The organism is Dyadobacter sp. (assembly GCF_017744695.1).
Taxonomy (GTDB): domain Bacteria; phylum Bacteroidota; class Bacteroidia; order Cytophagales; family Spirosomataceae; genus Dyadobacter.
Genome location: NZ_JAGIAS010000001.1, coordinates 1,076,828 through 1,101,517, shown reverse-complemented (window position 1 = coordinate 1,101,517; position 24,690 = coordinate 1,076,828). Strand labels below are relative to the sequence as shown.

The following is a 24,690-nucleotide window of genomic DNA, read 5'->3' as shown; positions in this document are numbered from 1 at the left end:
AAATGTCGAAATATCAATATCTCAAAGAGCAGGTTTACGAGGCCAATATGGAAATCCCGCGGGAGGAACTGGCGATTGTGACCTTTGGTAATGTCAGCGGTATCGACCGCGCTGCGGGAGTGGTGGCGATCAAGCCCAGCGGCGTGCCATACCACCGTTTGAAAGTAGAAGACATTGTGATCGTGGACCTGGATAATGTGCTGGTGGAGGGGAATATGCGCCCGTCATCAGACACTAAAACGCACACTTTGCTTTATAAAAGCTTCCCGTCGATCGGGGGAGTGTGTCATACTCATTCTACCTATGCGGTAGCGTGGGCGCAGGCGATCCGACCCATCCCGAACCTCGGAACCACGCACGCCGACCACTTAACGTGTTCTATTCCGGTGACGGAAGTCATGTCCGATGAAATGATCCAGCGCGACTACGAGCTGGAAACCGGTAACCAGATCCTCGACCTTTTTGGCAAGGAAAAGCTAAGTTATGAAGAAGTGGAGATGGTGCTGGTCGCTTGCCACGGCCCATTTACCTGGGGAAAAGATCCGGCCAAGGCCATATACAATTCAATTGTGCTGGAAGAGATCGCGAAAATGGCTTACCTCACGTTGCAGATCAACCCGTCGGCAGCGGCGATCAAACAAAGCCTGTGCGACAAGCACTACTTCAGAAAACATGGCAAGGACGCCTATTACGGACAGGGGTGCTAACGAGGACCCGGCCTAGTTCTTCTTGGACGGGCGGCGGCTGGCGATGTTGCGCATTTGCTGCAATGCTTCCTGGCGGGTCATCGCTTTTTCGTTAGATTTGGCTTCTTCGATGGCGTCTTTGGAAAAACGGCCTTTCAGCAATTTGAAAATCGTGAAAATCATATTCTATAAGCTGGTAGGGGCAGGTAACCCATTATCTACCCAAACTTAACAAAGAACGCGCTATAAAAAAAGAGCTGCCGGTGTTCCCATTCACCGGCAGCCTCAGTCATAAAACGTTGAGTATAATGAGTGCTTGTTTGCTATTTAGGACAGTGCCTCTTTGCGTAATTTTTTTCCGGGATGAAATTCGTCCTGGATCCAGCGTACAAAATTGTGGGAGTTAGTTTTGTAAATCTCCATGGATAAGGGCTTGATGCCACTGAACTCAACCTCTTTAACGTACTGTGCGTGCAATTTCAAAATCTCGGCCAGGGTTTTGCTATCAGTTTTCATTAAACATTGTGTTAAAGTTTACACTGGTTGTCGGACAGTATGCAATAAGAACGTACCCAAGGCTTCGTAAAATCTTTTAATATTTGAAAAATCATATTGTTGATTCGAAACCTTATAGTGTAGCTTAGGAAATAGCATTCCTCCGACACATTGTTTCCAGCAATGGTCGTGCTGATTGTTACATTATAGGACAATTTGTGGAGGTGTGCTTGATTTTAGTAGTCAGTCTATTGATCTGACAATCAATAGGTAGAGTAGCGATTTGGTGTTTTGTTCTTCCAGAATGTGCACAGAAGGCCATTTAAGGTCACACGCGACAGCAACCGTGGATGCAGATGTTGGTTATCGTGTCCACTTAGTTTAGTGTACCAAAAAAATTATACTACAAAGATTTCAGATAGCCAGCTTTTTTTTAAGAAAAGGAATCTCCAGGGGTTTCGGCAGCAGGTCGATAATATGCTGGCTGGCTTTGGCTTTCTCGATGTCCCGGGTATCGATGGTTGACGAAAGCATGAAAATCCTGACTTTCTGCCGAAGCGCTTCCGGCAGCTGATCGAATTCGTCAATGAATTCGAAGCCGTTCATATCAGGCATCTGGAGATCGAGCAGAATAATCGTGTCCGGCAGGCTTTCGGCCTGACCAATGAGGTGTTTGAGAGCGTCGCGCGCCGAATTGAAGGTTTTGACTGAATTTGTAATCCCGCTTTTGATCAATAACTTTTCGTAGATGAACAGGTCGAATGCGCTGTCATCTATCAAAAAGAAGTTAAGCAGTGGCTCCATGTCGGGTTATTTGTTAATAGAAGGAATGTTGATTTCAAAAATACTACCCTGTCCGATTTTTGAAGTTACGCTGATTTCCCCTCCCAGTTTCGCGATCGCCTCGTGTACGATGTAAAGTCCTATCCCTGAGCCACTGTTGGTCGCACCTGCGCGATAGAACATTTTGAAAATTTTATCCTGATCCGATTCCTTGATACCGGTCCCGTTGTCCTCCACGATGATCTGCGCGTCGGAATCGGTGGATTTTACAGTAAGGTGAACAAACGGATTAGGCTTGTTCTTATCCTGGAACTTGATTGCGTTGTTGATGAGATTATTGAAAATGATCCGCAGCTTCATCACATCCGAATGGAATATGCCGTCTTGCTGAATATCCGTGGTCATTTTAAGGTTGCCGTATTCCGGCAGATATTGAATAGTGGCCTGCACCTCGGTAACCAGCTCTTCGAAGCTGATGTCGGTCACGACGGGTACGCCGCGTGCATTTTTGTAGTAATCGATAATGTTGATAATGAATGTATCCAGTTTCTTTACCGACTGCCGGATCAGTTCCAGGTATTCATTCTGCGATTTGACGTCCTCTTCCAGCAATGCCAAGTTCACAATGCCGAGTACCGACATCAGTGGTGCGCGCAGGTCGTGCGAGGCGCTGTACACAAACTTGTCGAGTTCCTCATTCGCCTTTTGCAATTCGATGTTCCGCTGTTTCAGGTCCTCGCGGGTTTTGTAAATATCGTATGCGTTGGAAATCGCATTCTCGACATACTTGTAATCCCAGGGTTTGTCGATAAACCTGAACACTTCCCCTTTGTTGATCGCGTCGATGGCCGCACCGATGTCGGTATGGCCGGTGATGAGGATACGTATCGGTTTAGGGAACTTCGTCCTGATCTTTTCAAAAAATTGTACACCCGTTAGTCCCGGCATGCGCTGGTCGGCCAGAATGATGCAGAAATCCTTTTCGTCCAGCATTTGCTCTGCTTCCACTACCGAGGAGGTAATCGTGATATCGTACTGCTTGCGGAACGAAGCCTTGAACGAATGCAGGTTGTGCTCCTCGTCGTCAATGTACAGAATGGTGATGGCTTTTTCGCTCATTGAAAATCAGGGATTGGGCGTACTTTTCTTTTAACAGGCAGTGTGATCAAAAATTCTGTTCCTTCTCCTACCTCGGTGTTTACTTGAATGTTACCGCTGTGAACTTCGATAATTTTAAAGACAATTGAAAGTCCCAAACCGGTCCCGTCGCCCACCTGTTTGGTGGTGAAGAACGGTTCAAAAATCTTGGCACGGACCTCCGGCGTCATACCCGGACCGTTGTCGCGCATCGAGATCGCCACCGTCTCAGGGTCTTTCAGCCATGATTTTACCCAGATGGTCGGCGTTTTTCCTTCCTGCTTTTCCTTTTGCAATGCGTAGATGGAGTTGGTCAGGATATTCATAAATACCTGATTGAGCTTGCCCGCGTAACACTCGATGCTCGGGATATTGCCCAGTTCCTTTACCAGCGTGATGGAATTACCCATCTGGTAGTTGAGAATAATGAGTGTGGACTCGATTCCCTCATTGATATTTACCAGGTTCAGATCGGTTTCATCCACACGCGAGAATATTTTCAAACCTTTTACGATCTCGACGGTCCGGTGGGCGCCGTCCTCCATGCCTTTCAGCAACGTGCCGAGCTCGGTTTTGAGGTAGTCCAGGTCGAGGTCCTCTTTGAGGCGTTCGATCTCCTTCACTTTCCCCTGAAGTCCTTCTATGGAATCGATCTCCCGTATGCCGTCATAAGAGTCGAGGATTTCCAGTACATCGTCGATGTCTCTTCGCAGCGGACGGATATTGGAGCTGACGAAGTTGATGGGGTTATTGATCTCGTGTGCGATGCCCGCGGTGAGCTGACCGAGCGATGCCATTTTTTCCGAGTCGATCAGCTGTGTCTGGGCGTCTTTCAGCTTGGTAAGCGTCAGGTTGAGCTCGGTATTGGCGAATTGCAACTCGGCGGTACGTTCGTTGACGCTCTTTTCGAGGAAGGCATTCTGTTCGAGGATGATTTTCTCATTTTCCATCGAAATCCGCAGCGCCTGTGCCTGGGATATTTCCTTCTCTTTTTTGAAAATGTTGATCTTATCCGCCAGTGCGAACGACAGCAATATCACCTCGATAGCCGTGCCGGCCTGCATCGTGTAGTTTGTGAAGCTGTTGTAAGGCAGGATGTTAAGGTTTCGCAGCGAATAAAGTACAATCCCGATCAGAAATATCGACCAGGCAACCAGGAAGAACTTCGCCGGGCGGTAGCCTTCCAGGGATAGCATCAGCGCTACCACCAGCGCGAAAAGTGCAGCCGAAGGCGCGAGCAGATCGATAATGCGGTAGCTGACCATATTCAGCCCCAGCAGGTTGAATAACACCGCTACCCCGTAGGTGACGATGATCGCGATGATGATCCGGTAATTGGTAGCTGACCGCTCGCGGATATGCAGGAAGTTCTGGAAGAACATCAATGCAAAGCTTCCGGCCAGCGCGGGGAACAGGATGATCGAATATTCGTTGAAGGCCGGAGTTTCGGGCCAGAGGAATTTGAATGTGTAACCCGTGATGGTCGTTTGCGTAAGTCCGATGAAAAGGATATACAGCACGTAATACAAATAGCTCTTTTCGCGGATTGAGAAATACACGAAGAAGTTGTAGAGCATCATCACGAAAAGCACGCCGATGTGAATACCGGATATGATTTCGTTGGTCAGTGCAAATTGGAAAAAGCCCATCTCGCTACGGACGATGAGCGGGACCACAATCTGCTCGCTGCCATGGATCCGCAGGTAATAGGTTTGGGCCGTTTGTCGTGGAATATCGAGTTTGAATACGATATTCTGGTGTTTGACATGCCGCTTGTCAAAGGCGTCGTTCCAGGAAATGGTTTCCTCCTTGGCTTTGCCGCGTTCGGTGGAATACAATGTTACCGATTCAATGCGAGGGTAGGCCAGTTCCAGAAACAGGTTATCCTCGGCACTGTTGTTTTTGATATGGAGGCGCACCCAGAAATTGGAGGCGCTGACGCCAAAATTGGGCGTGTCCTCGAAGCTGGGCGTAAATTTTCCGTGGGCTTTTACGTCGTCGATCGTCCATGTCGCGGAAGTGTCTTCCAGTATTTCCACCTGCCTCCCGATCGTCACATCGCTCCCCTTGAACACGACTTCCCCCGCATGAGCGTGTGCAAGCAAGCTCATGAACAACAGAAGGGTTCCAATAATCCTGCGGTAGAACTTTACATCCATTTATTGATATCGTAAACTATGGTTAGGTCCCCGCGACGACCGGTTTCAACGACGGTTTGCGTAGGGTTTGCTCTCAGACTGAATATTTTTTCACGTTCCTCGTCGGTCGCAAAGGGCAGGTTGATGAGGTCCCTGGCGATCAGCGACGTCGCGATCAATCCTTCTTTGGGATAGTAAAATGTCCCGTTGTTGCCCAGGTCCGTCAATACCTCGAACCCGATCCGCTGGCTGATAACCAGGGTGATGGGCGAGCATAGGCCCATCAGGTACTTAATTCCGACCTTCGATGCGATCGCCATGGCCGTTCTTCCCAGGTATACGCTGCCGATGCCATAACCGGCTACCTCCTTGGAGTTGAAAAGCCCGCAAAATTCCGCCACGTTATAGTCGCCGATCTTGTCGACATAACCGTAAATGCTTTTGTCGATCTTTGCGATCGCGTCTTCCATCGGCATTTTGAGGTTTTCCGAGCGAACTTGTACCCGGGTGCCTCCATAAATGTCCTTGCCATCTTCCGATTGCACGATGATCACATAAGTATTCGGGTCCTCCAACCAGGTATGGCTGGCCGATGTCACCTGCTTCACGCCGTAAGCTTCGAGTACCCTGCGGTGCCCTTCGACATATCTCAGGCTCGTTTCCACATCATCCGGTGCACGGTATGCTTTTATATGTGCTACCATGTACTGTTATGGGTTTACAATAAATAGTGTTTCGTTTAATGGCAATCGGTAACTTTTGATTCCGGGCTTTTCCGCTTTTGCAATCTTAAACAAGAAAACTTCCGCTACTTCCTCTCCAAACGGGACAAGTTCCATGAATCTCTTTCTTAATGTACGTAATCTCGCTGCCTCGGCTTCGTCAAGGCCTGCATTGTTGCCCTTGGTAATGCGGGGGAACAAATAAAACGGGGAAATTAATGGATGGATCGCAAATTGCAATTGTTCGGCCTGAAGCCAGAGGCGTTGCATGGCCATTCCGCCCAGGAAAAAGTCCTTGTAACTGTATTTGGGCATGGTGATCATGCCTAATGCGGAGGCTGTACTGACCGATCTGAGTGCCGCATCCACCAATGCGCCGCCTCCCTGCACACCTTTTAATGTCTGGGAAATTTCCCGGTCGCGGATGATCGAAAGCGCGGCTATCTGCGCATTGTTGAGCCCAAGCGTGCGCACATCGATCCCATCTCTGGACAATTCAGCTTCCGCAGGGGTCCATTTCATTTCGCGATGTACAAAATCGTAATGCCCTTCCGGGTTCAGCAGACGAACGCGGTCGCATTCGCCGATGATTTCCCCAATGGCCATGATATTCTGCTTGTCGGAAAAAAAATGGAATTCCGCCCCGGTGACGCTCTGGGCGGCATCCTTCAATTGTCGGACAACAGCTTCCGGGATTTCTATCGGAGTCGATGGGTTACGGTTCGTACAACGTTCGTAAATCGCGCCGACAGCCTCGGGAGCGTATACCGGCTCAGCGTCATGCGCGTCTTTGCGTTGAAAATCAATTGCTGCAATGAGTGGTGAGTCTTCACCCAGCGGAAAAGTTTCGGCTTTCACACCAAGGCCGGCCTCGTGGGCTTTCAGCAGTATATTCTCGTAAGAAGCTCCGAAGGAAATGTTGGAAGCGATCTGGTCGAAATCGCCGAAAGAAAACGAACGGAATCGGTCGTGGAAAAGGAATAGCCTTCCGTGGTGATAAAGCCATTTCCAGGGCTGGTCGTTTCCGGTAGAAGGCGCCTGGCAGGCCGCATTCACAATGTCGGCCAACACATTTTCGGGAATGCTTTCGGTCTGTTTCAGAGGTAACGAATCAGCTATACGAACGGCTTCCGTGAAGTCGAAAGGAGCATGCGGGTTATGCCTGAGAAATCCCTGAGGCTTCTCCGATTTATCGCCGACGAGTTCTTCCAGGTCAATGTAATACCTGCCCGATTCATGAAACTGGTTGAGCAGGATGCGCCGGCATACGTCGGTTACGACCCCACCTCCGAGCGTCACGGCACTGGCAAGCTGTGGCCAGGTACCGATGCTTTGCCCGATTTCGACGAGTGATACTTTGCCTCTTTTGGAGCCGTTGATTGCATTCACGATCCGGAGCACGAGCGGAAGCCTGTCTTCTTCGGAAATATGTTCGAATTTGTCCAATGGAAGCCCTTGCAAATAGCCGTGGAAGATCGGCCGCTCCGGCTCGGTGTCAAACCGCTCGACGTCGAGCATTCCGCGGTCGCTGGTTTCCATCACCACCGGAATGCCGAGCTGCGCCGCGCGGATCCGCGCACTTATTTTCAGCGCGATGTCGTCGCATTCGTCGACGAGGATATCGAGTTTGCCGCCATCGAGCAGAAAACCATCCAGGTTTTCCCTGGTAATACCGTCGGGGAAGCATTCGATGTCAAGGAAAGGGTCGATCTCGGCGATCTCGCGGGCGGTCACGATGCATTTGTTGACACCGATGTTGTGCAACCCTGTACGTATACGGTTGAGGTTACTAAGTTCAATTGTGTCGAAATCAGCCAGTTTCAGTTTGCCGCACGCACGTTCGGTGGCAATGCTCAGTGCGACGGAGTGGCCCACGGATAGCCCGATAATGCCTATTGACCGTTTGGAAAGGTGTAGCTGTTCGTCCGGTGTGATTTTATATTGGTTACGGCTGGTCCTGAGTTCGACGAATTCGGCTTCATCGACCAGGTGCAGGAGCCGTTCCGACCATGGATAGTAAACCCACACACCTTCGGTTTCGACATCTTTGCCTTCGGCCCATTCGCGGTACTTTTGCTCTGTTTCCGCGGCATTGAGCCGTTTTTTGGGATGCCTTATCCGAATGAGTTCTTGTTTCTGGGAAGCAAATAAATCCAGTATGGTTTTGTCGCGATAATCTTCAATGAAGGAGAGGAAACTTGTTTTATCTGCGTGGCGCTCTTTGGAGATGAAAACCGGTTTGTAGATATAGTTGATTTCTATGTTATGGTGCATTTTAGAATAATTGTGAAGCCTGTCCTTCAATGGGCCGTGGCCGGATTTAACAAATCACAAAATTGTGCCGATCTTCGTATTAAATTCACCGGACCGGCTATCGCATACCCTGAATCTCGTATATTCACGCATTTTTACTCGCTTCAATAATTACACAAATTGCTGAATTTATTTTTGTAAAACTAACCTCTGGTTCAATGGGGGGTAAAATATTTGGACGTTAGCCCGTAAAATTCCCTTATTAGCAGAAGCTTGCGCCTATGCATCGTGTAAAAATTTGTCGAAAGTGCTGTGGCTGTTGATGCGAATATAGAATTAATATTATAATATTATCAATTAGTTCGGGGTGGGAGAGCTTCGTGCCCCGTCAAGCACCAGGTATTCAGAATGGAAAAAGGAAAAATAAGCGTACTGTATGTAGATGATGAAATCAACAATCTCAACTCATTCAAGGCCGCTTTCAGAAGAGACTTCAACATTTTAATTGCGACTTCGGGAAGGGAAGGTCTCGAACTTTTGAAACACAACGTCGTGCACGTGATCATTACCGATCAGCGCATGCCGGAAATGACGGGTGTGGACTTTCTGATCGAAGTGTTAAAAGATTACTCCGACCCGGTGCGTATCCTGCTCACGGGCTATACCGACATTACCGCGGTGATCGACGCCGTGAATAAGGGGCACATCTACTACTACCTCAACAAGCCCTGGGACGAGCAGCAGCTCCGTATTATCATCAAGAATGCGTACGAGATTTTCCACCTTCGGGAAGAAAACAAGGAGCTGATCGAAAAGCTGATCGACGTCAATGGCCAGCTGGAATTCCTGCTCCGGCAAAACCTGCTGTCGTAGGCGCTAGCGCGGGTTATGTTTTTTCCTGACAAGGCTTTTGATTCCGGCCACCGATAGCCGGGACCCGCGGAACATGTATGTCAATACCGAAAATGCGGATGAGAACGCTACCGCCAGCAACAGTATCGCCGCAAAGAGAAGGTTGCCGATTGCTTTTAGAAAGATGATGATATCCATGCCTTCATATAGTGGGTGAATTCCAGTGCTTTGTAAAAACCGTACCAGAAGCATTGTAGACCTTTGTTAGCCGGCTGGTGCTGGTATCTTTTTTGTAAATGGCCTGTTTTTGAAATCAACAAACTAAACAGGTATCAATCATGAAAAAGAGCATAGCTGTTGGCATCATTTCCGGGATCGTCCTGTTCCTGTTCGTGATCTCGTGCGGGAAGCGCATGCAGGCGGGTAATGCGGAGAAAGAGGGTGTAGCCAAAAAGAACAAAACAGAGGGGTATTTCTACCACCAGGCAGAACAGGATACCAGCAAGGATTCGAGTACTATCAGAAAAAACATAAATAATTAAGTCAATCGCAGAAGGAGTGGACACATTTGAAGCGAAAACAGCGTATTTTCGTGTACGGATTGCCCGGATGGCGTAGGGACGGCCGGTATTCATAAACCGGCCGTTTTTGTGCTACCAGAACCCGTACCAGAATTTATTTACCCTAAAAATGTTGAAGCAACTTTACTGGACGTATGGTCTGGTTATACTGATCGGGATGATTGCAAGCTGCCGTTACCCGGCCTCGGATCCGGGACCGATAGACGGCGGGAATGATACGACGGTGCCTAACAAGCCCGATACCGTGATTGTCGACACGATCCCGGCCAAGAATCCCGGTTCTTCCCTTGCAAATACAGCCCGCTTTGGCGCAGATAAGATTTTTACCGACATCAACCTTAAGACAAGCGAAGGTGTTTTTGATACCGCGGCCGATTACCGTGGAAAAGCCACGGTATTGAACTACAAATTTGTCGCTCCTAATAACGATACTTTACAATACCGGCCTTTTGTGCTCATGGTCCACGAAGGCGCATTCATTTTCGGGGATTTGGACAACGAAATGGGGTTAGCCCGCGGGCTTGCACAACGCGGTTATGCCGCGGCGTCGATCAACTATCGCCTCGGGTTCACGGGGGCGAGCCAATCTTTCGCCTGCGGAAGCAATAGCCAGGAAGCGGTGCGTGCCGTGTACCGGGCGGTGCAGGACACCTATTCCGCGCTCCATTACTTCGTGGATCGTGCGGAGGAGTTCGGCATCGATACGCGGCAGATCATGCTGGCGGGCAGCAGCGCGGGTGCCATTACAGTCACTGCATTGGTATATATGAATGAGGCGGATTTCGAAGCGCTTGCGCCAGGTATTACCAAGGCATTAGGCCGTCTCGACCCCCTGGCGGAGGACAGTCCTTTCCGGGTGCGGGCATTGCTCACACAGATGGGTTACGGCATTTTCAGAAGCGAGTTTATCAACGCGTCGAATGCCATGCCGACGGTCTTTTTCCAGCGGATAGGGGATAATGTATTGCCGTATTATGGCGGAACTTTTCTTTCGTGCCCTACTTATCCGGGAATGGTAGGTGCGAAAGTTGCTTCGGACCAATTGAGGAAATTCAAAATACCGTTTGAGCTGAACTTCGAAAACCTGGAAGGGCATCATCTCAGCTACCCGGAAGAATATGTGGTGGGGCGGTATGCCGCTTTCATGAAGCGGCTTTGGTCACAGAACCCGCGGCAGATCACCAACAACGGCTATAAAACCGTGGAGGATACAAGGCTCCATTAACCTAGCTGCTGGCGTGCTCCTTCACGGGCAGCCTTTTGCCTTCGCGAAGCCAGCGGCTCAGGTAGGACGTCAGTTTTACTTCGATGTACTCGTACGAAAGGTGCGATGCGATGAGTGTGAGAGCCAGCGATAACAAGAACATGGCAGTTCCTTCGCCGTATACCGGGAACCCCAGCTTACGAAACAGAAAACCTAATCCCACAACGACGGGAACGTGCAGAAGGTAAATGGAGAACGACATATCTCCTAAACGGACCAGCCATGACGGGAACTTCGGAATGCGCTCCTGGTAATGAAAGACGAACGCCGCAAAAACCAGGGTAGAGCCCAGGCCCCATTCCAGCGGACCGAACCCGCCCAGGAAGCCTGAAAGAAATTGCCATACGGCCAGGCAGAGGGCGGTAGGCGCTACCATTTTGATAGAAAACAATGTGCGGAGCCGCTCATGCAGCGCATCGTGGTAATAGGCCAGGCCGAGAAAAACACCGCACACGAAGTTCCAGATGATCGGATTGGTGATCATATTGAGGTAAGGGGCTCCCAAATCCTGCATTTTATCCGCCTTTAAAGTGAAGGCTCCGTAGTAGGTCGGGATACCCACCAGCGTAACGGCGATCATCAGAAAGAACGCGTACCAACGGAGGCGCGAAAAAAACATCGAAACGGCTATTAACAGATAGAAATAGATCTCGTAGTTGAGGCTCCATCCTACATTGAGCGTGGCATAGCCGTAAAAAGGTGCGGGTGTATTGGATAAAGGAATGAAGAGCAGGCTTCGCAAAAGTTCGGACGGCCATTGGGGATTGGGCGCAATGCGGCTGTGGAGCAGACAATACCCCAGCGTAATAACGGCGTAAGCGGGCCAGATGCGGATGAGGCGCTTGGCGGTAAAGCGAAAAATGTTTCGCCCCGACGGCATAGTATTGCGGGTGATGTACACCATGATGAAACCGCTGATCACAAAAAAGAGGCTTACCCCTGCCGGGCCGGATCCTGCGACGAAATCAATTTCTTTCCGAAACGGTGCTTCGCCGGGGATGACGTCTTTTAAATGATAAATCGTGACGTACAATGCAGCAACGCCCCTCAAAACCTGAATGCTGTCTAATTTGGATTCACGAGTGACGCGGCCCGGGCCTTGTTCCTGTCCCATTCCGATGAGAATTGATGAGTTATTTGTTCGTTATTGAATACTTTGACACCGAAATTAGTCATACCGTGTCAGCGGGAAAGATAGTAAAAAGTGTTTTTCCTTCACAACATGTAAATATCGGTACTTCTGATACGGCACACTTTTTGGGTGAACAAAAAATGGGGAATAAAATAGCATTTTATGGCACAGGAGCTTACTGTCAGCAAGAAAATTACCATTGAAGCACCTGCGGCGAAGGTGTGGGAAGTATTGATCGCACCCAAGTATATCCGGCAGTGGGACGACCTGCCGAATGACTTCGAAGACTACTATCTCGAATACGGAAAAGTGATCGATTGGTCGGGAATGACGCGACTTACCGTGACGGTATACGAGCCCAACAAGCTGCTCGTTTTCTCGCTCTACGTGTCGAAATGGGAGCAACCGCCCTCGCATTACGACATTGGCTACCGTTACCGGCTGGCGGAGGAAGGGAATGGGACGCTCCTGGAACTGGAAATAGGTGATTTTTCGGTGTTGCCGGACGGGAAGGATTATTATGCGTCCTCGGAAGCGTTTGCGGGGACAGCCCTCGAAAAAATCAAAAATTTGTCGGAAAACCGGGTTTAACAGCGGGCACGATTATCTTTGTAATAACCGCTTTGAACCTATGGAACCCAATACCAAATTATACTACGACACCAACGAGGTTGCTGAAATGGTGGGCTGCGAGCCTTCCGCCCTGCGCTTCTGGGAAAAGAAATTCCCGCAGCTCAACCCCAAACGCGATTCGCGCAACCGCAGGCGTTATACCGAGCGCGACATCGAGATTATCCGCAAGATCATGCACCAGCGCGACAAGCAGGGGCGCACGATCAAGGGCACGCGCGAGCAGTTGCGCCGTAAGGAAGAAGCCCAGCTGCTGATCCAGCGCCTCTTGCGGGTAAGGAAATTTTTGACGGATATTCAGGAGGTACTTTAAATGCAACACCTGCTCTCAGCCATACTCGCGCTTGCCTGCGCTTCGCAAACTTTCGCCCAGCGGTTTCCCACTGCGCCGATCCGTAAGCACATTGAATACCTCGCTTCCGACGACCTCGAAGGGCGTGGGACGGCCAGCTTGGGGGAGGTACGTGCAGCCAACTATATTGCCTCGGCTTTCAGGGAAATCGGTTTGAGGCCCGCGGGGACAAAAGGGTATTTTCAGCCTTTTGAAGTTTCAATGGGCATCGATGGCGAGGCCCACGACCTGACCGGCCGGAATGTGGCGGGATTGCTGGACAACGGTGCTGCTAAAACCATCGTGATAGGGGCGCATTACGACCATTTGGGCAAAGGGTTTCAAGGCAGTTCACTCTCGCCCGACAGCAAGAATAAAATCCATAATGGGGCCGACGACAATGCTTCCGGAACAGCCGGCGTGCTGGAACTGGCCCGGTATTTCGCAGGGAACAATGTGAAAGAAAAGCATAACTATCTGTTTATCGCATTTTCAGGGGAGGAGTTGGGGCTTCTTGGCTCGAAGCATTATGTTGAAAAGCCGACACTTCCGCTGAATACTTTCTCGGCGATGATTAATATGGATATGATTGGCCGGCTCGATGCGCAGAAGGGCATTATTGTGTCGGGCTGGGGTACGAGCAAAGTTTGGGGCAAACTGATCCCGGACCTGGCCAAACGTCAGAACCTGAAATATACCGTGGATTCGTCGGGGGTAGGGGCGTCGGACCATACTTCCTTTTACTTGAAAAACATCCCGGTGGTACAGTTCTTTACCGGTGGCCACGGCGATTACCACAAAATATCGGACGATCCCGACAAAATCAATTACGAAGGCGAGGCCGGCATACTTACATTAATTTCGGAATTACTGGAAGGGCTGGACAAAGAAACTGCCGAACCGGAGTTCCTGACGGCCGGTAACCCGCATTCGGGAAACACCACCAGTAATTTCAAGGTGACACTCGGCGTCATGCCGGATTACAGCTATACCGGCAAAGGTTTGAAGATCGACGGTGTATCGAAGGCACGGCCGGCCGAAAAGGCGGGCATACTGGCCGGCGACATTATCACCAAGCTAGCCGGCGAGCCGATCGGCACGATTTACGACTACATGGAAATCCTCGGGAAACACGAAAAAGGGCAGACCGTGGAAGCGGAATTGTTGCGAGGGAGCGAGACGAAGGTTGTGAAGGTGACGTTTTGAATGAGTGAATGAGTGACGTTTTGAATGAGTGACGTTTTGAATGAGTGAATGAGTGAATTTTGAATGAGTGAATCTTGAATAGATCGTCATTGAGCCAGAACTTGGGAGTCAGGCATCAAATTTCTAAACCATTCACCCATTCACCCATTCACTCATTCACTCATTCAATCATTCAATATTGCCCCCCGCTTCCCCAGTTCAATCGCCTCCATCTGGCTGATCAGCCCTTCGTGCAGGTTGAAACGAAGCAGCGTGCGAAACTTGTGAAATCCTTCACGCCCCGCAGCTCCGGGGTTGATATACAGCATATTATTCAAAGACTTATCGCGGATCACCCGGAGGATATGGGAGTGGCCGCAGACGAAAATATCCGGGGTATTCGACTTCAACGTCGGCATTACCTGCGGGTTGTAACGCGGAGGCGCCCCGCCGATGTGTGTGATCCACACCCGGAAGCCTTCCACTTCAAAATGCAGGTTCTCGTACGTGAGCGCGCGCACCTGTGGGGTATCGATATTTCCAAAAACAATGCGGGTTGGCTTAAATGCCTGTAACTGGCTCACAATCTCCGTCGAGCCTATATCGCCTGCATGCCATATTTCGTCACAATTGGCAAAATGATCGAAAACGCGTTCATCCAGGTAGCCGTGTGTGTCCGATATTACTCCGATACTTTTCATTTCAACACTAAAACAATAACAACTAGAGGGCAAATATGGTCAATGAAATCCAGCTGGGGATAATTTAACAAAAAATTTATCGAATTAAAGTAACTTATATATACCAAAAAGAGTACTTTCACAGTTGTTATTCTTAATAAAAGTTAAATATTTCTCAATTCTTTATAAAATCAAGGAGTAACTATATTTTTAGTTGTAAACTTGACTTCCATTCCATATACTTGCAGAAAATGTAAAACCCCAGTTACAATCCCTACTCACATAACCACCAAAAACTAGCCTTGAAAAAAATCCTACTTCTGTTATGGTTATGCCTTCCCATGCTCGCTGCGCACGCGCAGACCGGAGGGCGATTTACGTTAAAAGGAACCGTCACCGACACTTCCGGGACGATATTACCTGAAGCAACGATCATGTTGCTGTTACCCAAAGACTCTTCGCTTGTCAACTTCGGAAGGACCGCCAAAGACGGCTCGTTCGAAATGAAGAACCTCAAACGCGCCACGTACATCTTCAAAGTATCCTATGTGGGATATGTACCTTATCAGGAAATAATAGATCCTAAGAATCAGGATGTTGTGGATATTGGCAAAGCGAAAATGAAAGTTTTGCAAAAAGAATTGTACGAGGTGGTGATCAAAACTGCCCGGGCCCCATTGAGCATCCGGGGCGATACGGTGGAGTTTGATGCCAAGGCATTTAAAGTGCCGCCAGGCTCTTCGGTGGAAGATCTCCTGCGCAAGCTTCCGGGCGTGCAGGTGGATGGCGACGGGAATATCCGAGCGCAAGGAGAAGAGATCAAACGTGTAACGGTAGACGGTAAGCGTTTTTTCGGCGACGATCCGAAGATGGCCACCAAGAACCTCCCCGCCGAGGCGATCAATAAAGTGCAGGTTTTTAATGGTAAAACGGAACAGGCTAAGGCTACCGGTGTGGACGATGGCAAGCGTGAAAAAACCATGAACCTGGAATTGAAGGACAGCCACAAAAAAGGCGGCTTCGGTAAGGCGGTTGCAGGTGTAGGAACCGATTCCCGGCTCGAAGGCAAGGTGAGCTACAACCGTTTCGATGAAAAGCAGCAGTTTGCCGTGCTCGGGTTTGGAAACAATACCAACCAGTCGGGTATCGCGCGGAACGATTACCAGGATTTCAAAGGGAGTCAGTCGTTCAACTGGGGCGACGACGGCGATTTCGGGTTCAGCAGCGGCCGCTACTACGGCGGCGACGATATTACGATCCAGCCAAACTGGGGCGGACAGGGTTCCGAGGGTTTTACCAAAAACTGGGCTGGCGGCGCCAACTATAACTTCGATACCAAGAAAACGAAGCTGAGTACCAGCTACTTTTATAACTCGACACGCGCGGTTACGGACGTGCAGACCAGCTCGGAAAACTTCCTGACAGACAACACTTCCTACCTGACGGCCGGTAAAAACAAAACGCTCGGATTTACCGGCAACCACCGCCCGGCATTCCGTTTCGAGCACAATATCGACTCGCTCAACACGCTTATCCTGATCAGCAACTCGCGGATTAACGGCGGGGACAATGAGTATTCGAGTGAAACGAAGTCTTACCGCAACGAAGGCATGCTGACCAACCGGTCGGACGTGAACAACCTGAGCGATTACAACTCGTTCGCGATGGCCAATTTGCTGCTGTACCGTCACAAATTCAAAAAGAAGGGACGGAATTTTGCGGCCAGCGTAGGTTATAATATCAATAACTCGGATGAAGACCGTCGCCAGAACTCGGTGAACCTGTTCTTGCAGGATTCTACCAAGAACAGCGTCATCAACCAGTTGCAGCAAACCGAAAGTACCCGCGGGAATTTCAAAGGCAGCTTGTCGTATGTGGAGCCTTTCGCCAAGAAGTTTTTCTGGGAAACCTTCTACAATTACAGCATGCGGAAGGACAAAGTCGACCGGAATGTTTTCGATGTAGAGGGGACGGATAATAAAGTAAACCCGTTTCTGACGCGCTATTACACCAACGACTTTACTTTTAATCGTCTGGGAACGAGCGTGCGCTATTCGCACAAGGGGCTTAACCTCGCATTGGGGATTGCAGGCGTGCAGTTCGACCTGAAGGGTAAATTCGCACTGGATGAGTCGCAGCAGAATATGACCCGCGTCGACCGGACATTCAAAAAACTGGTGCCGAACGTTTCATTGAATTACAGCCTCAAAAACAATAAGTACCTCTATGCGGAATATGGCCTGAACGTGCGCGAGCCGTCGATCACCGACCTGCAACCGATTGTGGATAACAGTAACCCGCTCTACATCGTGGAAGGTAACCCGGACCTGATCCCGCAGACGACGCACAACGTATATACTGGTTTTAACATGTTCAACCCGGCGAGCTTCACCAACTTGTATATCAATGCATTCTACAATTATAACGAGGATCAGATCGTGTATAACCGGACGATCAACGCCGACCTGGTAACAACCACCAAGCCGATGAACATCAGCGGAGGGAACAACTATGGTAGCTATATCGGGTTTGGGTTCCCGTTGAAGAAGACGAAAGCGACATTTGGTGTGAACACAGGTATTAATTTCAGTAATAACCTGACTTATATTAACAATGTCAAAAACGAGACAAAAACCGATGGGTATAACTTCGGTGCGCGACTGGATTTGACGCCGAGCGATGTATTTACGCTTTATACCAATGCAAACTGGAATATTAGCGATACAAAGTATTCGATCAACACCAGTCAGAACCAGAAGATCTTCAATGCGACCTATAATGCCGACATGAATATCAAGATGCCGAAGGAAATCTATTTCAACGGCCGCCTCAATTACCGGACTTATAAAAATGACCAGTTCGGTTTCAACCAGCAGGTGCCGATTTTGACCCTTTCAGTTTACAAATTGATCCTGAAAAACAAAAAAGGCGAAATCCGGTTCACTGCTAACGACGTATTCAAAAGAAACCTGGGTATCACTCAGAATGCGAACCAGAACTACTATTCTGAACGTCGTGTAGCCACATTGTCGCGGTATTTCATGCTGAGCTTTACCTATAACATGCGAGGCATGACGGCTTCCGTAAAACGCACAGGATTCTATTAATTAGTTATAAACCAAGTCATGAGAACAATCAGAATATGGATATTCATGATGGCGATTACCTCGGCGCCATTATTTGCACAGCAACTGGAAGGGGAGATTACCTACGAGAAAGTAATGCGGTGGACGGCTATTTATTCGCGGCTGACATTCCTGAGTAACGAAGAAAAAGGACGGATAGAACAGACGTGGGGAAAGGACGACGAAAGCAAATCGAAAATGACCTTGTATTTTAATGAAAAGCAGAGTTGTTATACTTACCCCAAGGTAGTCGAGAATGAACACGGCTGGTCGTGGTCGGAGCGGGATTACAAAATTTACCGGGACTTTGAAAAGGAGACGAAGACAGACGTCATCGGAATGCTGGGTAAAACTTACATTGTGGAAGATTCTTTGAGAAAGCCCACCTGGAAAGTGATGAACAAGATCAAGGAGATTGCGGGGCATATGTGCATGATGGCGGTGACGGAAGATACCCTGAAAGGCCAGAAGATCGCGGCCTGGTTTGCCAACGACCTTCCGGTATCGGGCGGGCCCGAGCTTTATTCAGGTTTGCCCGGTATGATTCTCGAACTGGATGTCAACGACGGGGATATGGTCGTAACGGCCATCGACATTAAAATGAAACCGGTTGCGGCAGAGGATATTAGTCTTCCGAAGAAGCTAAAAGGGCGGAAAATTAACGATAAGCAATACGGAGCGTTGGTTTCGGCCCACATTCAGGATAGTATCAAAGCACGCCGCGCACCATTCTGGGCGATGCCTTATTAGGTAAAATACTATATTACATTGCGAAAAAGGGAAAGTGTCGGTACGACATTGTTCCCTTTTTTTGTACTTTCGCGTTTTGAAAGCACCCCGGGCGGCGACTTTTAGTGTCTGTGGCTCGATTATTGATAGCGATCAGTGTAGTTACCAAATGTTTTACTTAACAGTGTTTATCTATTTTTAACAACCCTAGACGATTATGAAACAAACGCTTTTAGCCGTTGCTATGCTCTTTGTACTGGGCTCATGTGCCAGCAAGAAAAAATTGCTTTCCGCACAGAAGCAAGCCAATGAGATCCAAATCCAACTGGACAAAGCAAGAGCCGACCTGAATGATTGTGATAGCAGAACTGCTAGCTTGAATAATGATTTGAAGGCAAAAAATGACGAACTGACCAGCAAAAACGCGAAGATGAAAGAGCTGGAAGAACAGGTTGAATTCCTTAAAAAGAATAACAACAACCTTCTTGACCGTATGTCGGACCTTTCGGTAATCTCGAAAGAAGGTTCGGAAAGCATCAAGAAGTCACTCGCGATGATGGACCAGCAAGGTGCACAGATTCGCGACCTCAACAAGAGCATCCAGCACAAAGATTCTTTGAACATGGCGCTGGTATTAAACCTGAAACGTTCATTGGCTGATGTAAGTGACGAGGACGTTCAGATCGAAGTGAAAAAAGGTGTGGTTTACGTTTCACTGTCAGACAAAATGTTGTTCAAATCCGGAAGCTCGGTTATCAACTCCGCAGCTGACAACGTATTGAGCAAAGTGGCGAAAATCCTGAACGACTACAAAGAAATCGAAATCCTGATCGAAGGTCACACGGATAATGTGCCTATCTCAACTGATAAAGTGGCCGACAACTGGGATCTTTCAGTATTGCGCGCAACGGCTGTTGCACGTACGCTGCAAAAGAAATACGGTGTTGAGCCGGTTCGTATGATCGCTGGTGGCCGTGGAGAATATCTCCCCAAAGTGGCTAACGATTCAGCGCCAAACCGCAGCCTGAACCGTCGTACGGAGATCATCATTACACCGAAATTGGATCAGTTCTTCAACCTTTACACGCCTAATGCTGGTAAATAAGGTAAACTGATAAATTTTTGAGATGAGGGTCCGTCGGTAACATGACGGACCCTTTTTCTTTTTATTGCAGGAACAATTTTCATAATATACACCCATATGACAGGGACTGTACCTACCAGAGCAATCATTGAGACGGCGCACGCGCTCGTCAAACCTTACATCCATCACACTCCTGTTTTTACCTCAGAGTTCCTGAATGACCTGTCGGGGGCAGAATTGTATTTCAAATGCGAAAACCTGCAAAAGATCGGTGCGTTTAAAGCGAGGGGTGGGCTTAATGCCGTGCTTTCGCTATCGGCTGAACAGCTGGCAAATGGCGTTATTACGCATTCGTCGGGCAACCATGCGCAGGCCATCGCATTCTCCGCGCAAAAGGTAGGGGCAAGGTGCTACATCGTGATGCCCGAAAATTCGCCGAAGGTGAAAATAGCGGCAGTAGAAGGTTATGGGGCTACCATTACTTTTTGTAAAAACACACCGGAAGAGCGGCAAGGAACGGTCGATGAGATCGTCATGCGCACGGGTGCAACTTTTATACATCCCTTCAATAACTACGAAGTGATCGCGGGACAAGCCACCGCTGCCAAGGAGCTGATCGAGGATGCAGCTGTAACACTGGATGCCATTGTGGCGCCGGTGGGAGGGGGCGGCTTGCTGAGCGGTACCGCGCTGTCGGCCAAATATTTTTCCCCGCATACGAAGGTATACGCGGGCGAGCCGGAGGGGGCAGCGGACGCGGTGTTGTCTTTCAGAAGCGACAAGATCGAAAAGGCGCCATATGTAAATACCATCGCCGACGGCCTGCTCACGTACCTGGGCGACAAGACTTTCCCGATCATCAAAACGGAGGTGACGGACATTTTTACGGTTTCCGATGAGGAGATCGTTCAGACAATGCGCTATTTGTGGGAGCGGATGAAAATCGTGGTTGAGCCTTCCGGGGCGGTATCCACAGCCGCTGTTTTGAAGAACAAGGCCGTTTTTGAAGGGAAGAAGGTCGGGATCATCATCTCAGGTGGGAATGTCGATCTGGGGCGATTGCCGTTTTGAAGCAATTTGAAATGAATAAAATTATTGCCCCGATATGCGTATCCCGGGGTGGTGCCGTTATAGTAGGAAATTTAGGATGCGTGTTTATATTTGAAAATTGTTTACTCTTAAAATTGAAGTATGAAAAAGCTGATTTTTTGCTGTCTGGTAGTTCTGATGGGCGCTTGCAAGGATGACAAGAAAGACCCTGAGCCGGAAACGGATTATGCAACGAGCTTTGTAGGAGTTTATGAAACCACCACCGTGGAGGGAGGGATCACCAGCAATTATAAATGGGACATCACCACCGAAGCGAAAAACCAATTGAACATCAAATACACCAAAGCGACGAAGGTCACTGTGTCAGGTACGACCATCACGCTTACGCAGGACTATCCGCTGGTAGCGGTGAAAACCACCGCGCAGGACAATTTCGAGGTGAATGAGAAAGTAAATGTAGCCCAAAGTACTAATGAAGCCTTGAATGTAAGGCTCAGTGGCATAGCGAGCCGGATCGTGAACGGAAGCGGGGTTCAGCAGATCAACATCACCCTGAAATCGTCGGAAGCCAGCAGCGGTGCGCCGGACGAAGAAGTTTACCTGGAATTCAAGAAGAAATAAGCTTATTGCAAATGCAGCAAAAAGGCGGATGAGATCACTCACCCGCCTTTATTTTTTGAGAGGCATTTCGATTTGGTATTATAAGGATACTTCTTTGAAGTGCATTTGAAACCTGTCGAACAGGACAATCACCGGAAACGTAATGCCTACAATGAGGCAGGTGACGAAAAAGGCCATTAGCCAGACAATGAAGAGGGTTAATTTAGCTACAACGATCATACCGTAAACGATTTTTTTAAAAAAGATCGCTTTGTCCGGGCAATGGTTGTAACGCTGTACGGGTATTTTTCAAGCGGCAAATTACCGCCCGCAGATGCCGGTGAAGTCGCAGAATTTGCAGGTAGTCAGATCGTCAGTTTTGCGGAACGGGACGTCGGGATCGAGCATTACGTTGAGGATATCCGTCAATATCACTTCCGATTTTTCAATGAATTCCTGCGGTGCCAGTTGCTCGGTGATTTCCAGTGGATTGGCTATGAGATTTTTAGGGTCGCGGAATGAGTAAAAGCCCGATTTGACGGCGTGCTCGCCGAAATTATATGTCGTACCGCGCAGTTTCAGGCCATTTTCTTCCTTCATACGGCGGTACATCAGGTATTCGTAAATCCAGAGCTGGCGTACGTAACCCATTTTGCGGTCGGGATCGAAACGGATAACTTCCTCACGGCCTGCCGGATCGGCGAGTTTTTGTTTGCCCGTTAACTCCACGCTGCCGGTTTTGTAATCCATCACATACAATGTACCGTCTTCCGCCAATTCGATGCGGTCGATCTTCCCGCCCACGCGCACGGGTGTGTATGCACCTTGCAACACGAGCTGGATACGGGTGTGCAACGGCTGCTCGGCCGCGAGAATTTTCCTTCGCGGTTTTTGCGCCATATGATGGCGAAGGAAGGTTAATATCTGCTGCTCGCCGATCTGGTAGTAAATTCGGTTGAGGCCTAAATCGGTTACGTAGCCTTTGAAAAGCCGGTCGAACTCCTCGCGGAGCACGGTCGTGATCTGCTCTTCCGACGGGTCGTTGTCGAGCAGGAAGAACTCATGATCGAGACGTTCCAGCGATGCGTGCAGCCAGGTACCGATCTTGTCCATGCCGAGCTCTTCCTCCACTTCCTCTTTTTCCTTAACTCCGGCAATATGTTTGAGATAAAACTGCATGGAGCAGCGGATAAACTCGTTGAGGTGCGTCGGATAAATGCCCTTACCATCCAGATAGGCACGAATGGCGGCTATCAGCGCGTCGTCTTTATGCACTACTTCTTCCAGCTCCTGCTGCTGCCGTGCCTCGAAAACAACCGTTTTATTCTCAATGCGGATCAGTGGATTGTATTCGGCCAGTTCGTATTCGATTTGCCTGACGAACCGGCTTTTTTCGCCTCCGCCCGGAACGTCGTTTGTGCTGGTATATAGAATGTGTACTTCCGAAGCCCGTTGCAGCAACCGGTAGAAATGGTAGGACATCACCGCTTCCTGGTGCTGGTGCGTGGGTAATCCTACGGCCTGCGCCGCATCGAAGGGAATCAGCGAATTCTGCCGCTTCGCTTGCGGAATAATGCCTTCATTGACGGACAATATAATGATCCGCTTGAAGTCCAGCGCGCGGGTTTCGAGCATCCCCATGATTTGCAGGTTGCTGATTGGCTCGCCGCTGAAAGGGATGCGCGTTTGCCGGATGAGCTCAAACATGAACGATTTGAGCGTCCGCAATGTGATCAGCTCCGCCCGCTCTTCAATCGTCTGCTCGAATTGTTTAAGTAGTGTATAAAAAAGATAAAGATATTCGGTTTCCAGCGCGTTCTTGTAGTCCTTGTAAACTTCCCGTAACAGCTCGATCAGCTGGTAAAACGAGCGGATCACCTGTTGTGCATTGTTTTTTTGCCAATGCGTGAAGAGGATCTGGAACAATGGGTGCTGATCGCCCAGTGTGATCAGTTCCTCGGAGCTCAGAAATACCTGATTGCTTTCGGTGATCTCGCGGAGCGTCCGCTGGATGATGGTCTGCCCATCTTCGAGTGGTGTGAGCGCAACGTGCTCGTAATGCCGTATAAACGGGTGATTAAGGATTTTGTCAATGGATTTGTGCCCGAATTTCGGGATACGGACCATTTTTCCGCTCCTGGTCCGGAACTCCACCACATTCTGCTGCAATTCAAAAATGCCATCCACCAACGTGTAAAGCAGAGAATTCCGCATGGAAAGGCCCATGGTTACGTTCAGGTCGCGTACCTCCCGATCCAGCGAATACAGCATCGGAAGGAGCAGGTTTTCATCGGCGAGGACGATGGCGGTCGGGATGGGAGCGTCGTCCGGATCGAACCGCTTCATATGCTGGTAAAGCTCGCCCGCGACTTTCGTTTGCAAGGTCGCATTAGGCACATCGTAAATGGTAATGTGCTTTTCCGTTGAAAGCAGGTCGTCGCCGGTCCAGTTCCATTCTCCGAATTCCTTGCTACGCTGGTACTCGCGGAGGCTTTTGCCGGCTTCTACCACGGTATTCTCCGACATATAATAGCGGTCGGAATCCCAGAGCACCTCGGCCTTTTTAGCTTTGATCAAAGCCGTGACGATCGTTCGTTCCGACGTGGTTAATGCATTGAAACCCGCAAAATAAATCCGTTCGTCTTCCGGACGTGCTGTCGTGAGGCTGCCAATGTCCTCGGCCAGCTCGCGGTACGCCATGCCACGGTACGCCTTGCCTTTGGCGATCAATTTTTGCCTGAACGATTGGTATACCTTATTGATATTCTCAAAAAGGGAGAAATACTGTTTGGAGCCGCCTTCGCCTTGCAGCGCTTTGCCCTCCGGCAGGCTTTCCTGCCAGCGTGCGAGCGCGTGTGCCTCGGAGAGGTATTCAAAGAGAAAATCAGTTTTGACGAGGTATTGGTCAATTTTGTCGAGGTCGCTCAGCAATACCGAAGCCCAACCCATGAAGCGGTCGAACTGCACATCGGGGTCTATTTCCCGGAAAGTTTCGTACAAATCGAAGAGTAGGTGTACCGGGTCCTCGATTTCAAGGCTGCAAATGCTTTCCACAAAATCGTCGATCGCCATAATGCCGGGGCTCATTATCGCCTCGGTCGTTTCGCCTGCCAGTTCCTGCATGAGAAAAAATGCAGCCCGCCGCGTCGGTACCACTATTTGCACGTGGTCGAGCGAGGGATGGTTGGCCAGGATCCGTTTGGCGACGAGGTTCAGGAATGATGGCATCGGGA

23 protein-coding genes are annotated in these 24,690 nt (G+C 49.3%); 12 read left to right on the top strand and 11 right to left on the bottom strand.

Annotated elements, in window-relative coordinates; all coding sequences use genetic code 11:
- Positions 1-2: 2 nt before the first annotated feature.
- Positions 3-707 (top strand): L-ribulose-5-phosphate 4-epimerase, encoded by a 705-nt coding sequence (locus J7619_RS04190; RefSeq protein ID WP_291194483.1) that lies wholly within the window; start codon positions 3-5, stop codon positions 705-707.
- Between the two features lie 12 nt (positions 708-719).
- Here the strand turns inward: J7619_RS04190 and J7619_RS04185 are convergent, their stop codons facing one another.
- From J7619_RS04185 to J7619_RS04155, 7 genes are all read right to left on the bottom strand, one after another.
- The gene (locus J7619_RS04185) at positions 720-869 is read right to left on the bottom strand and encodes a hypothetical protein (RefSeq protein ID WP_291194480.1); all 150 of its coding nucleotides are present in this window, start codon (positions 867-869) and stop codon (positions 720-722) included.
- Between the two features lie 144 nt (positions 870-1,013).
- Positions 1,014-1,202 (bottom strand): hypothetical protein, encoded by a 189-nt coding sequence (locus J7619_RS04180; RefSeq protein ID WP_019940877.1) that lies wholly within the window; start codon positions 1,200-1,202, stop codon positions 1,014-1,016.
- Positions 1,203-1,595: 393 nt separating this feature from the next.
- Positions 1,596-1,985 (bottom strand): response regulator, encoded by a 390-nt coding sequence (locus J7619_RS04175; RefSeq protein WP_291194475.1) that lies wholly within the window; start codon positions 1,983-1,985, stop codon positions 1,596-1,598.
- A gap of 6 nt (positions 1,986-1,991) precedes the next feature.
- Positions 1,992-3,083 carry a hybrid sensor histidine kinase/response regulator gene (locus J7619_RS04170; RefSeq protein ID WP_291194471.1) on the bottom strand — a complete coding sequence of 364 codons (1,092 nt, stop codon included), beginning with the start codon at positions 3,081-3,083 and terminating at the stop codon, positions 1,992-1,994.
- On the bottom strand, positions 3,080-5,212 hold the full coding sequence (locus tag J7619_RS04165; protein ID WP_291194468.1) for a 7TM diverse intracellular signaling domain-containing protein: 2,133 nt from the start codon (positions 5,210-5,212) through the stop codon (positions 3,080-3,082). Before J7619_RS04165 ends, J7619_RS04170 begins: the two co-directional genes overlap by 4 nt.
- Before the next feature lie 38 nt (positions 5,213-5,250).
- Positions 5,251-5,943 carry a hypothetical protein gene (locus J7619_RS04160; RefSeq protein ID WP_291194465.1) on the bottom strand — a complete coding sequence of 231 codons (693 nt, stop codon included), beginning with the start codon at positions 5,941-5,943 and terminating at the stop codon, positions 5,251-5,253.
- Positions 5,944-5,949: 6 nt separating this feature from the next.
- Positions 5,950-8,235: an Rv1355c family protein gene (locus J7619_RS04155; RefSeq protein WP_291194463.1), complete on the bottom strand. Its 2,286-nt coding sequence runs from the start codon at positions 8,233-8,235 to the stop codon at positions 5,950-5,952.
- 387 nt (positions 8,236-8,622) lie between these two features.
- Here J7619_RS04155 and J7619_RS04150 point away from each other — a divergent pair, with 387 nt between their 5' ends.
- Entirely contained in the window at positions 8,623-9,087 is a 465-nt protein-coding gene (locus J7619_RS04150) for a response regulator (RefSeq protein ID WP_019940883.1), read from the top strand.
- 3 nt (positions 9,088-9,090) lie between these two features.
- On the opposite strand, the gene J7619_RS04145 is transcribed toward J7619_RS04150, so the two are convergent.
- Positions 9,091-9,264, bottom strand: coding sequence for a hypothetical protein (locus J7619_RS04145; protein ID WP_291194458.1), 174 nt, complete (start codon positions 9,262-9,264; stop codon positions 9,091-9,093).
- 140 nt (positions 9,265-9,404) lie between these two features.
- On the opposite strand from J7619_RS04145, the gene J7619_RS04140 reads away from it, so the two are divergent.
- Together J7619_RS04140 and J7619_RS04135 are read left to right on the top strand one after the other, a co-directional pair.
- Positions 9,405-9,608, top strand: coding sequence for a hypothetical protein (locus tag J7619_RS04140; RefSeq protein WP_291194455.1), 204 nt, complete (start codon positions 9,405-9,407; stop codon positions 9,606-9,608).
- A gap of 148 nt (positions 9,609-9,756) precedes the next feature.
- On the top strand, positions 9,757-10,872 hold the full coding sequence (locus tag J7619_RS04135; RefSeq protein WP_291194452.1) for an alpha/beta hydrolase: 1,116 nt from the start codon (positions 9,757-9,759) through the stop codon (positions 10,870-10,872).
- A gap of 1 nt (position 10,873) precedes the next feature.
- Here J7619_RS04135 and J7619_RS04130 read toward each other — a convergent pair whose 3' ends face one another.
- Positions 10,874-12,025: an acyltransferase gene (locus J7619_RS04130; RefSeq protein ID WP_291194449.1), complete on the bottom strand. Its 1,152-nt coding sequence runs from the start codon at positions 12,023-12,025 to the stop codon at positions 10,874-10,876.
- 180 nt (positions 12,026-12,205) lie between these two features.
- On the opposite strand from J7619_RS04130, the gene J7619_RS04125 reads away from it, so the two are divergent.
- From J7619_RS04125 to J7619_RS04115, 3 genes are read left to right on the top strand one after another with little or no spacing between them, the layout of a single operon-like run.
- Positions 12,206-12,634 carry an SRPBCC domain-containing protein gene (locus J7619_RS04125; RefSeq protein ID WP_291194447.1) on the top strand — a complete coding sequence of 143 codons (429 nt, stop codon included), beginning with the start codon at positions 12,206-12,208 and terminating at the stop codon, positions 12,632-12,634.
- Between the two features lie 40 nt (positions 12,635-12,674).
- On the top strand, positions 12,675-12,986 hold the full coding sequence (locus J7619_RS04120; RefSeq protein WP_291194444.1) for a MerR family transcriptional regulator: 312 nt from the start codon (positions 12,675-12,677) through the stop codon (positions 12,984-12,986).
- Positions 12,987-14,210 (top strand): M20/M25/M40 family metallo-hydrolase, encoded by a 1,224-nt coding sequence (locus J7619_RS04115; protein WP_291194441.1) that lies wholly within the window; start codon positions 12,987-12,989, stop codon positions 14,208-14,210.
- A 164-nt stretch (positions 14,211-14,374) separates the two neighbouring features.
- Here J7619_RS04115 and J7619_RS04110 read toward each other — a convergent pair whose 3' ends face one another.
- Positions 14,375-14,890, bottom strand: a complete 516-nt coding sequence (locus J7619_RS04110; RefSeq protein ID WP_291194438.1) for a metallophosphoesterase — start codon at positions 14,888-14,890, stop codon at positions 14,375-14,377.
- A gap of 281 nt (positions 14,891-15,171) precedes the next feature.
- On the opposite strand from J7619_RS04110, the gene J7619_RS04105 reads away from it, so the two are divergent.
- From J7619_RS04105 to J7619_RS04085, 5 genes are all read left to right on the top strand, one after another.
- Positions 15,172-17,976, top strand: a complete 2,805-nt coding sequence (locus J7619_RS04105; RefSeq protein WP_310589797.1) for an outer membrane beta-barrel family protein — start codon at positions 15,172-15,174, stop codon at positions 17,974-17,976.
- Between the two features lie 18 nt (positions 17,977-17,994).
- Positions 17,995-18,744, top strand: a complete 750-nt coding sequence (locus tag J7619_RS04100) for a GLPGLI family protein (protein ID WP_291194435.1) — start codon at positions 17,995-17,997, stop codon at positions 18,742-18,744.
- A gap of 196 nt (positions 18,745-18,940) precedes the next feature.
- Positions 18,941-19,828, top strand: a complete 888-nt coding sequence (locus tag J7619_RS04095; protein ID WP_291194431.1) for an OmpA family protein — start codon at positions 18,941-18,943, stop codon at positions 19,826-19,828.
- Positions 19,829-19,924: 96 nt separating this feature from the next.
- On the top strand, positions 19,925-20,878 hold the full coding sequence (locus J7619_RS04090; protein WP_291194428.1) for a threonine/serine dehydratase: 954 nt from the start codon (positions 19,925-19,927) through the stop codon (positions 20,876-20,878).
- A gap of 120 nt (positions 20,879-20,998) precedes the next feature.
- The gene (locus J7619_RS04085; protein ID WP_291194425.1) at positions 20,999-21,478 is read left to right on the top strand and encodes a hypothetical protein; all 480 of its coding nucleotides are present in this window, start codon (positions 20,999-21,001) and stop codon (positions 21,476-21,478) included.
- A 300-nt stretch (positions 21,479-21,778) separates the two neighbouring features.
- On the opposite strand, the gene J7619_RS04080 is transcribed toward J7619_RS04085, so the two are convergent.
- On the bottom strand, positions 21,779-24,685 hold the full coding sequence (locus J7619_RS04080) for a PD-(D/E)XK nuclease family protein (protein ID WP_291194422.1): 2,907 nt from the start codon (positions 24,683-24,685) through the stop codon (positions 21,779-21,781).
- Positions 24,686-24,690: the final 5 nt, after the last annotated feature.